A 10,035-nucleotide genomic window follows, 5' to 3' on the forward strand; every position below is an offset into this window, starting at 1 on the left:
GATCACCGACCAAAGCGAAAATCACAAGAAAAGGAGCCATCAATGGCTAGCAACGAAGAAATCCTGGCCGGTTTGGCTGAAATCGTCAACGAAGAGACCGGTCTTGCACCCGAGGCTGTCGAGCTGGACAAGTCGTTCACGGACGATCTGGACATCGATTCCATCTCCATGATGACCATTGTGGTCAACGCCGAAGAGAAGTTCGGCGTGCGCATCCCGGACGAAGAGGTCAAGAACCTCAAGACCGTCGGAGACGCCGTCAACTTCATCTCCGGCGCACAGGCCTAGTCCTTCCGACTGACCTATGCCCCGCATCGGCAGGGCATGAAGGGTGGCCGGTCCCCGCGTAGGGGAACCGGCCACCCGACACGAACTGTCCTGCACATTTTTCTTTTTTCCAGAGAGTAGAACCATGGCCCGCAAAGTAGTCATCACCGGACTGGGAGCCACCACCCCCATCGGCGGCGACGTTCCCACCATGTGGAAGAACGCACTGATCGGCGTGTCCGGCGCACACACCCTGACGGATGACTGGGTGACGAAGTACGATCTCCCCGTCCACTTTGCCGCCAAGGCATCCACTCCCGCCACCGAGATCCTCACGCGCGTCGAGGCCAAACGCCTGGATCCCTCCAGTCAGTTCGCCGTCGTAGCCGCCCGCGAGGCGTGGAAGGACTCCGGTATCACCGAGGTGGACCACGACCGCCTTGCCGTGGCCTTCGCCACCGGCATCGGCGGCGTCTGGACGCTGCTGGACGCCTGGGACACCCTGCGCGAGAAAGGACCGCGCCGGGTTCTGCCGATGACGGTCCCGATGCTGATGCCCAACGGCGCCGCCGCGGCGGTCAGCCTGGATTTGGGTGCCCGCGCCGGTGCCCACACACCCGTTTCCGCCTGCGCTTCCGGCACCGAAGCGCTCCACCTGGGTCTGGAGTTGATCCGCTCCGGCAAGGCCGACGTCGTAATGGCCGGCGGCGCCGAGGCCGCCATCCACCCGCTGCCGATGGCCTCGTTCTCCTCCATGCAGGCGCTGTCCCGCCGCAATGACGATCCCGAGCACGCCTCCCGACCGTATGACCGCGACCGGGACGGCTTTGTCATGGGTGAAGGTGCCGGCGCTCTGGTGCTGGAGGCCGAAGAGCACGCTTTGGCCCGCGGCGCCCGCATCTACGGCGAACTGGCCGGCACCTCGGTCACGGCGGACGCGTACCACATCACGGCCCCGGACCCGGAGGGGCTCGGCGCCACCCGAGCACTGAAGGCCGCACTCTTTGATGCACGCGCCCAGGACACCGACGTTGTCCATGTCAACGCGCACGCCACGTCTACGCCGGTGGGCGACAAGCCCGAGTACACCGCGCTCAAGGCGTCGCTGGGGAATCATCTGGAGAACGTGGCGGTATCCGCCACCAAGTCGCAGACCGGGCACCTGCTCGGCGCTTCGGGAGCGGTGGAGGCGGTCATGACCGTGCTGGCCGTGTACAACCGCAAAGCGCCGGCGACGATCAACCTGGAAAACCAGGATCCGGAGATTCCGTTGGACGTCGTCACCACCGCCCGGGATCTTCCCGCCGGGGACGTAGTGGCGTTGAGTAACTCCTTCGGCTTCGGCGGCCACAACGCCGTCATCGTGATTCGTAATACGAACTAAGCGCTGCCAGCGGACGACTGCCCTGACGCGGAAAATTCGGACGTGCCCGGTCCCGGCGGGAGCCGGTCACGTGCGTCTGCTCCGGTGACCGGGTTTGGGCCTGCGTCAGAGACTGCACTCGGTCCGGTCTGTGTTCGGAGGCTCGGCCTGCTTCAGGGCCTGAGTAAGCGCCGGGGTCTGGGTCTGTTTCAGGGCATGGAAAGCCTCCGGCCTCAGCCGACCTGATGAAGCCAGCGCACGGGGGCTCCCTCGCCCGCATGGCGGAAGGCCTCCAGCTCCTCATCCCACGCCTCGCCAAGGGCCAGTGACAACTCATGGTAGACGGCGGCCGGATCACCGGCGCCGGACTCGTAGGCGTAGCGGATCCGATCCTCGGTGACCATAATGTTTCCGTGCGCATCCGTCACGGCATGAAATATTCCCAACTCGGGCGTGTGCGACCAACGCCCGCCGTCGACTCCCGCGCTCGGCTCCTCAGCCACCTCATAGCGCAGATGCGCCCAGCCGCGCAGGGCGGAGGCCAATTGCGCACCGGTTCCCTGAGTCCCGGACCAGGACACTTCGGCACGGACCATCCCCGGAGCAGCCGGCTGCGGCGTCCAGTCAAGATCCGTGCGCTTATCCGCCACGGATCCGATGGCCCACTCAATGTGTGGGCACAAAGCAAGAGGGGCTGAGTGTATAAACAAAACACCGCGCGTCATCACAACAGACATTCCATCCTCCATAGCTGTAGGTTCGTCTTCCCCAACGACCTTCGGCAAGGCTGGAATGGCACCGCTGCGTACTGAGCCGGAATTGCTTTTCTGCGCTCCCTGAATCGGTCTACCCGCGGCAGCCCATACTTTTGTTACTTTCCCGTACTACTCCGACACTTTTTATTGTGACATGTTTTACTGGACCGTCTTGATTATGACATTTTCACAGTGCCCAGACTCTCGACCGCGCACCTCACATTGTGCCGCACACGGGCAAATAACGCCAGTGGAATTCCCCCGATGGAATTCGCGGCGTCGATCCCGCCCAAACGGATGCCGGCCGGTCGGCCCGATCCCGTCCCTGGCACCCGCTCCGAGAGCGCCGGGCGCGGATAGGCCAGGGCAACGGCGGACAGGCCAGGGCGCCGGCGGACAGGGCCAAGGCACCCGGCCGCCTGGCACGTGGCGCATGAATGCCGCGCAGAATGACATGCATGAACGCCGGCCTGAATTCGATATCAGGCGCGCGGGTGGGCCTGCTGGTAACTGCTGCGCAGCCGATCCACCGAAACGTGGGTGTAAATTTGCGTGGTGGCCAGGCTGCTGTGCCCCAGAATCTCCTGGACGGCGCGCAGATCCGCGCCGCCGTCGAGCAGGTGCGTGGCCGTTGAATGACGCAGCGCGTGCGGACTGGTGGCCGATGTGTCCCCAAGTGCGTGAAACAGGCGGCCGACGACGGTACGGACCTGCCGCTGGTCGATCCGGTTTCCGCGCTGACCCAGGAACAGGGCGGATCCGCTTCGCGGCGTGTAGAATGCCGGCCGGCCAGTCACCAGCCAAGCCTCTATGGCCCGTGCCGCGGGCTGACCATAGGGAACGGTGCGTTCCTTGTTACCCTTACCGATCACAGTTAACGTGCGCCTCTCCGCGTTCAGGTGGCCCGCATCCAAAGCCGCCAGCTCTCCCACCCGCACTCCGGTGGCATAGAGCAGCTCCATGACGGCCAGGTCCCGCAGCGCCACCGGCTCCCCGCCCAGCGCCTGTTGCTGCAGTGCGCCAAACAGCCTGGTCACCTGCTGCTGCTGCAGCACGCCGGGCAAGGTCTGGTCACGCTTGGGTGCCTTCAGTCGCAGGGCCGGATCGACTGCCAGCAGTTCCTCCCGAACAGCCCAGGACGTGAAGCTGCGGGCCGTGGCCGCCCGCCGGGCCAGCGTCGCCCGGGCCAGCCCCGCAGCACTTTGTTCCCCCAACCATCGCCGCAGCGTTCCCAGCTCCAGACCGGCCAAGCTGGTGGCACCTTCGGTGAGGGCATAAATCAGCAGCCCTTCCACATCGCCTAGGTAAGCCCGCACGGTATGGGCTGAACGGGCCCGTTCCGACGTCAGGTAAGACTCAAACCGGGCCAGTGCGCTGGAAAACTCCTCGGGCAGCTGGGCAATTTCGGATCGGTCCACCTCCCTACTGTGCGTCCATGTTTCCCGCCGGGCAAGTCGCACCGCCGGACGGGAACAATATTAGCCGCGCCGGGAGGGTACCGACCCGTGTCAGGTACGTGTCAGGTCCCGCCTTGCGGAACTCCCAGTCCATCATTGCCGACCCTTGCGGAGCTTCCAGTTCCCGTTGCTGCGCTCGGCCAGTCCCATCAGCTCGAGCCTGCCGAGTCCGGCCAGCACCGATGCAATTCCGAGACCGGCCACGGCGGACAGCTTCTCGGGCGCGCTCCCCTGTCTCACCGGCAGCGCGTCCAAAAGCAGCAGATCCTCCACATTCAGGCCGTCGTGCTCGGCCGAGGTTCCGGTCGGCTCGTCGGCCAGATGCTCACCGCTGGCCCCCGCAAGTTCGGCCACCTCCGTGGCGTCCGTGACACACACCGCCGAGCCTTCGCGCAGCAGCCGGTGGCAGCCGGCGGAGTTCGCGCTGAACACCGACCCCGGTACAGCGGCAACCTGACGGCTTAAGGAATCCGCATGGTGTGCCGTGCTCAGCGCGCCCGACCGCCAGCGTGCTTCGACCACCACGGTAACGGCGCAGAGCGCCGCGATGAGCCTGTTCCGCTGCAGGAACCGGTACCGTGTGGGATTCGTGCCCGGCGGAACCTCGGCAATCATGGCTCCCTCCTGGGAAATTGTGCGCAGCAGATCTTCATTCCCTGAGGGGTAGTACCTGTCGATGCCCCCGGCCATCACGGCGATCGTGGCGATACCACCGTTGCCTCCCGCGAGCGCGGCACGGTGCGCGTGGGCGTCGATCCCATAGGCCCCACCGCTGACAACAGTGATTCCGCGCTCGGCCAGACCTTGGGCAATTTGCCCCGTCACGCTGGCTCCATAACCGGTACTGTCCCGGGAACCGACCACGGCAACGCACCGGCACACCTCCGGGAGGACGCGGTACGGACTCCGGCACCATAGCGCAATCGGTTCCGACAGTCCCAGATCGGCCAGGGCCTGCGGCCAGTCGTCGTCTTCGGGCACGATCAGACCGCCGCCCAGACGCCGGATCACGGCCAGATCCCGATCCGGCGCAAGGTCTTTGACCCTCGGCGCCCAGCGGCCGACCGCAGCTTCCAGCCCTGACCATCCGGATCTGGCGCCTGCTTCGTCGAGCATCTGCACGACCGCATGCTCGGTGGCTGTCCCGGCCCGCACTTCCCCTGTCGCAATCCGGACGGCGTGCACCGGTCCCACTACTCGGATCAGGGCCAGACCGGCGAGGTCCGACGGTTCCATCAGGCGCGTCAGCGCGGCTCTTGCCACCACTACGGCTCCTGCCTCCCCTACAGTGCTCGTACACTCATTACGCACAGTGTTCATGCGCTCATCCCGTTCATGCGCTCATTCCCCTTTGTCTCATGGTCAGGGCAAGTCCCACCTCATGGCTGCCCGGTTCGTCAATTTCCGCCAAGTCGGCCAGTGTCCAGGCCAGCCGCAGCACCCTGTCATATCCGCGTGCCGTCAGAGCGCCCGTTTCAAGCGCCCGGTCGAGGACGGTTGTTGTCCGGGGCGGGAGCCGGAAAACGCCCCGGAGCAACCTACCCGTCACGTCCGCGTTCCGGACCAGCCCGTGAGCGGCCAGCCGTTGGCGTTGCCGTCTCCTCGCCAGTGAGACCCGAGCTGCCACTACGGTCGAGCTCTCCCGGTTTTCCGTGCTGGATAGCTCGGCCAGGGATAGACGGTTGACCTGCAGCTGGATATCCACCCGGTCCAGCAGCGGCCCGGAGAGCCTGCCGAAGTATCGACGGCGCGCCATGGCCGTGCAGGTGCAGTCCTGCCCCTTCCCCGCGGCCTTTCCGCAAGGACAGGGATTTGCTGCCATCACCAGCTGGAAACGCGCCGGGTAGGAAGCCGTTCCGGCCGACCGGTGCAGAATCAGCTCACCGCTCTCCAGCGGCTGGCGCAGGGCGTCAAGGACACGCCGTTCATATTCAGGCGCCTCGTCGAGGAAAAGTACGCCGTGGTGTGCCCGGGATGCAGAGCCCGGATGGGGAATCCCGCTGCCACCGCCGATGATGGCGACGGTACTGGCCGTGTGGTGCGGCCGCTCGTAGGGCGGTCGGCGGATCAGTGCGGACACCTGGCCGTGGCCATCCAGTGAGTGAATGGCCGTGACCTCCATGGCCTCGGCATCGTCCAAATCAGGCAACAGCCCCGGAAGGCGTTCGGCCAGCATCGTCTTCCCCGCGCCCGGCGGACCTACCAGCAGCAGATGATGGCCACCTGCCGCAGCAACCTCCAAAGCGATCCTTGCCTCCGCCTGCCCCGCCACATCAGCAAGGTCCGGCTCACCGGGCACTGCACCGCCCGCTACAGCGACTGGAGGCAGAGCGTCATCTTCCGCGGGCCTTTCCAACACCAGCTCCTGCGCCCTGGCGCCGAAGTCCAGGGCAACCCGCGCCAGCGACTGATAGCCGGTCACATTCGCGCCGGGAACGAGCGCCGCCTCACCCTGATTGGCGGCAGCCACGGCGAAATCCGAGAATCCCGCGCGGACCGCGGCTATCACTGCCGGCAGAATTCCGCGCACCGGCCGCAGCCTGCCATCGAGTCCCAACTCGGCGATGAAAACGGTGCGCCCGGTTCCGCGAACATCGCCGGCCGCGCTCAGCGCCGCCATCACGATGGACAGGTCAAATGCCGATCCCCTCTTGGGCAAGGACGCCGGGACCAGATTGACCGTGATCTTGCGCCGGCTCAGTGGAATACCGGAATTATGCGCCGCGGCCCGGATCCGCTCCTTAGCCTCATTCAGGGATGCGTCCGGCAAGCCAAGAAGAACAAAATTCGGCAGCGTTTGCCCAATGTCCGCCTCGACTTCAACTATGTGACCTTCCAACCCGACCAGCGCGACCGAGAAGGCCCGCCCCATGGACACCTAACCCACGCCCTTGAGGTACTCCAGCACGGGTTCCCCATCGCCGCAGCCCAGCACCGCGATGGCGTCAATGCGCAGAGCGGCCGGAAAGATGCAGTGGTCACGGGACCACAGCACCCCCAAGGTGCGCAGCCGGGTTAATTTGGCCGGAGTGATCGCCTCAAACGGATGGCCGAAGCGCAGAGACCTGCGCGTCTTGACCTCGGCAATGACCAAGGTCTCGCTATCGATGGCGACCAGGTCGATTTCACCTCTGGGACAGCGCCAGTTCCGGTCGATCACCCTGATTCCCCGGTCTTCGAGAACATCGGCGGCCAACATCTCACCACCCCGACCGAGCAAATCCTTGGCTCTCATGAGCACCTCCACCACCAGCCTGGAGCACCGCCGTGAACGGGAGAAGATCAGCAGCGGCTTATGTGCGCAACTGACCTCCGCACGGCGGCGGTGGAGGAATAGACTTGACCGAAAACCGCACAGCCGTAATGCTCGCTAATGCGCAACGCGGACCCGGCCGCACTGATTCGACCGACGGCACCCACAGACGCTCCAATGTTTGTCAACCCACAGAAGGCGCCGGATGAGAGGCGGCGGTGGTTTCCATGACGCGGTAGAGGTGCCGGGCCAAGGTGCGCCTGAGGCAGCGGAGGATGTCGCGCGTCCTGGCTCCGATGACACTCATCAGTGCCACCGCAGATGGACATGCCACCGACACAACGGCGTCCTACTACGAGTCTTGTGCTCGCGGTGGTTTCGGGCTGCTGATCACCGAAGGCATCTACCCCGACACCGCGTACAGCCAGGGCTACCTGTTCCAGCCGGGCCTCGCCACCGAGGGGCAAGCACAGTCCTGGGCCATAGTCGTGGAAGCTGTCCACTCCGCCGGCGCCCGTATATTCGCCCAGCTCATGCATGCAGGTTCCCAGACACAAGGGAACCGGTTTGTGGGCTCCGCCATTGGTCCGTCCGCCATCGCCCCCAAGGGCGAACAGCTGGCGTTCTACCGCGGAGAAGGCCCTACCCCGTCCCTGGGGAGATCACAGCAGCCCGGATGGCCGAGGTACGGGACGGCTTCGTCAATGCCGCGCTGCACGCCAAACAAGCCGGATTCGACGGCGTCGAAATCCACGGCGCCAATGGGTATCTCCTTGATCAGTTCCTCACCGACTACCTGAATAACAGAACGGACAATTACGGCGGCTCACCCGAGAACAGAGTGCGGTACACCGCCGAGATCTGCCCCGCCGCATGCGAGGCCGTGGGCCCGGACATGACCGTGGGAATCCGCATTTCCCAGTCCAAGGTCAGTGACAATGACCACCGTCGGAGCTGGGGCGCCGAAGAAGCGCACGTCATCTTTGAAACCCTGGAGGCTACCGGGATTGACTTCATCGACACCACCGAAAACCTTGCCGCGGCGCCGGCATTCGAAGACCCGGAGTAATTGGCTGCCCTAGCCAAACAGCACTCGGGAGTAACCCTGATCGCCAACGGCAACCTCGACGCCCCGAAACAGCCGCATCCCTGCTCCGTGACGCCGACGCCGACGTTACTGCCTTGGGCAAAGCAGCCTTGGCAAACCGAAACTGGCCTCACCGCGTAAGGAACAACCTGGCCCTCGATGAGCTCGACCCCAGGCTCTTCGCCCCTGTAGCGGACGTCAAGGATTGGGAACTGGAACTTCCTGCATGAGGCACACACCGCAAACGGACAGACCAGGCGAACGCCGGTGAATCATGATCCGCTCACAGTTGGAAGATGATTGGTACGATCGACAGGAATTGTGGGGTGCTCGCGATTCCTTGCCTCAACAAACAACACCCCTCCCCCGCATATCGGCGGACGAGCCCATCCCGACTGCTCGCCAGCAGCCGAAGGTCTCTGATTGCTGACATGATCACGCTGCCACCGCAGGCGCATCCACACCACTATTTGCCGGCATAGCTGGCAGCAACGTCTGTTTTGACACCCGCAACCTGCGCCAGCAGGCGGGGTTTCGTGGTGGTCAAGGCTACTTCCTCTGCCGACATCAGGCTTTCAACTCGGTTGACGGTTGTTGTGGCTAGGACGATGGCTCCGAAGACCAGGACAGCAGTGCGTGGCGGAGCGCGGTGGAGCAGCTGGTATCAAATGCGATGGACGCTGATTATCTTTGAAGTCCTCGAAGCCATGTTGGATACCGATGCTCAACCGGAAGGGGTCTGACCAGGCCGCGGATTGACTAACTCGGGAGTCTCAATAATGGATCCATTGTTGAGATAGCGAGGTCGAGTTGCAGCTAATACAGTCGGCGTGCCATCAAACGCGCCTGCGACGTCACCGGCTAGGTGCGTGGGTCAGTAGTCCGTCCTAGTTTTAAAACGCCGGCGAATTATTTAAAACGCCGGCGGATTAGCCGGGCTGCCGGATGTGGGGCTGGGAGAATTGGGGTATGGATGCCGGTTCCCAGGATGGTTTGTTCGCCGAGTCGCTCGTGGGGCCCCTCGTGCCTCCGGCCGTTGATGAGCCGATGGATGCCAACGGCGGGGCCAGGAAGCGGTTCCGGGGGTTTGAACCCGAGGCGGTGATGCTGGTCCCGCCGTCACTGGATGAGTGGCTGCCGCAAAACCATCTGGCCCGGTTCATTGCCGAAATGGTGGACACGGAGCTGGACCTGGCCCGCTTCTACAAGTCCTATGCGAAGGCCAAGGGCCAGCCGCCGTATGATCCGCGCCTGATGCTGCGCATCGTCCTGTACGGATATTGTGTCGGGGTCCGCTCCTCGCGGGAGTTGGAGCGGGCATGTACGGATGTGGTCGCGTTCCGGTGGCTGGCCGCGCAGCAGGCCCCTGATTTCCGCTCGATCGCCCGTTTCCGCGAACGCCACCTCGCGGCCCTGGCGAACGTGTTCCTCCAGGCCCTGGAACTGTGCCGGGCCGCGGGTATGGTCTCCCTGGGCAGGGTGGCCCTGGACGGGACGAAGGTGCGGGCCAACGCGTCCCGGCACAAGGCCATGAGCTATGCCCGGTTGAGCGCGAAGCAGAAGGTCCTGGCCGATGAGATCAGCGACCTGATGGAAGAGGCGAAGACCGTCGACGTGGCCGAGGACGCCCGCTTCGGGCCGGGCACTCGCGGGGACGAACTCCCCGCGGAGCTGGCGAACAGGCGGGCCCGGGCCGCGGCGATGGCCACGGCCCGTGCCTCACTGGAGGAAGAAGCCGCTGCCAAGGCCCGCCAGCTCGCGGAAGAGAAGGCCCGGTCCCGCGGCGATGATGACGAGGACATCACCGCTGCCGGCGACACTGCCGCTGCGAAGGCCGAGCCGAAGCCCACGGC

At 64.7% G+C, this 10,035-nt stretch carries 9 protein-coding genes and 1 pseudogene; 5 read left to right on the forward strand and 5 right to left on the reverse strand.

All coding sequences use genetic code 11. The features are described 5' to 3' along the window. The first annotated feature begins 42 nt into the window (after positions 1-42). Both QMG52_RS13535 and fabF read left to right on the forward strand, forming a co-directional pair. On the forward strand, positions 43-288 hold the full coding sequence (locus tag QMG52_RS13535; protein ID WP_283560914.1) for an acyl carrier protein: 246 nt from the start codon (positions 43-45) through the stop codon (positions 286-288). 124 nt (positions 289-412) lie between these two features. Next, on the forward strand, positions 413-1,651 hold the full coding sequence (gene fabF, locus QMG52_RS13540) for a beta-ketoacyl-ACP synthase II (RefSeq protein ID WP_283560915.1): 1,239 nt from the start codon (positions 413-415) through the stop codon (positions 1,649-1,651). A gap of 212 nt (positions 1,652-1,863) precedes the next feature. Here fabF and QMG52_RS13545 read toward each other — a convergent pair whose 3' ends face one another. The 5 genes from QMG52_RS13545 to QMG52_RS13565 form a co-directional block, all read right to left on the reverse strand. After that, positions 1,864-2,367 carry a DUF3145 domain-containing protein gene (locus QMG52_RS13545; protein ID WP_283560916.1) on the reverse strand — a complete coding sequence of 168 codons (504 nt, stop codon included), beginning with the start codon at positions 2,365-2,367 and terminating at the stop codon, positions 1,864-1,866. Between the two features lie 500 nt (positions 2,368-2,867). Next, complete coding sequence (locus QMG52_RS13550; RefSeq protein ID WP_502920528.1) at positions 2,868-3,803, reverse strand: tyrosine recombinase XerC; 936 nt, start codon at positions 3,801-3,803, stop codon at positions 2,868-2,870. Positions 3,804-3,935: 132 nt separating this feature from the next. Further along, positions 3,936-5,162: a DNA-processing protein DprA gene (dprA, locus tag QMG52_RS13555; protein ID WP_283560917.1), complete on the reverse strand. Its 1,227-nt coding sequence runs from the start codon at positions 5,160-5,162 to the stop codon at positions 3,936-3,938. Between the two features lie 13 nt (positions 5,163-5,175). Continuing rightward, positions 5,176-6,720 carry a YifB family Mg chelatase-like AAA ATPase gene (locus QMG52_RS13560; protein ID WP_283560918.1) on the reverse strand — a complete coding sequence of 515 codons (1,545 nt, stop codon included), beginning with the start codon at positions 6,718-6,720 and terminating at the stop codon, positions 5,176-5,178. Continuing rightward, positions 6,721-7,077: a YraN family protein gene (locus QMG52_RS13565; RefSeq protein ID WP_283560919.1), complete on the reverse strand. Its 357-nt coding sequence runs from the start codon at positions 7,075-7,077 to the stop codon at positions 6,721-6,723. It abuts the gene before it with no gap. Positions 7,078-7,391: 314 nt separating this feature from the next. Here QMG52_RS13565 and QMG52_RS13570 point away from each other — a divergent pair. From QMG52_RS13570 to QMG52_RS13580, 3 genes and pseudogenes are all read left to right on the forward strand, one after another. Continuing rightward, positions 7,392-7,595, forward strand: a pseudogene (locus tag QMG52_RS13570) (oxidoreductase); the annotation flags it as partial. A gap of 176 nt (positions 7,596-7,771) precedes the next feature. Beyond that, a complete protein-coding gene (locus QMG52_RS13575; protein WP_283560920.1) occupies positions 7,772-8,164 on the forward strand; it encodes an oxidoreductase in 393 nt (130 codons plus the stop codon). Positions 8,165-9,229: 1,065 nt separating this feature from the next. Continuing rightward, positions 9,230-10,035, forward strand: an 806-nt coding sequence (locus tag QMG52_RS13580; RefSeq protein ID WP_502920532.1) for a transposase, incomplete at its 3' end; no start/stop codon positions are given.

The organism is Paenarthrobacter sp. PH39-S1, from assembly GCF_030063245.1.
Classification (GTDB): Bacteria; Actinomycetota; Actinomycetes; order Actinomycetales; family Micrococcaceae; genus Arthrobacter_M.

Coding starts and splice junctions, on each gene's coding strand:
- QMG52_RS13535 (WP_283560914.1), top strand. CDS start 43: ATGGCTAGCAACGAAGAAATCCTGGCCGGTTTGGCTGAAATCGTCAAC.
- fabF (WP_283560915.1), top strand. CDS start 413: ATGGCCCGCAAAGTAGTCATCACCGGACTGGGAGCCACCACCCCCATC.
- QMG52_RS13545 (WP_283560916.1), bottom strand. CDS start 2,367: ATGTCTGTTGTGATGACGCGCGGTGTTTTGTTTATACACTCAGCCCCT.
- dprA (WP_283560917.1), bottom strand. CDS start 5,162: ATGAACACTGTGCGTAATGAGTGTACGAGCACTGTAGGGGAGGCAGGA.
- QMG52_RS13565 (WP_283560919.1), bottom strand. CDS start 7,077: ATGAGAGCCAAGGATTTGCTCGGTCGGGGTGGTGAGATGTTGGCCGCC.
- QMG52_RS13575 (WP_283560920.1), top strand. CDS start 7,772: ATGGCCGAGGTACGGGACGGCTTCGTCAATGCCGCGCTGCACGCCAAA.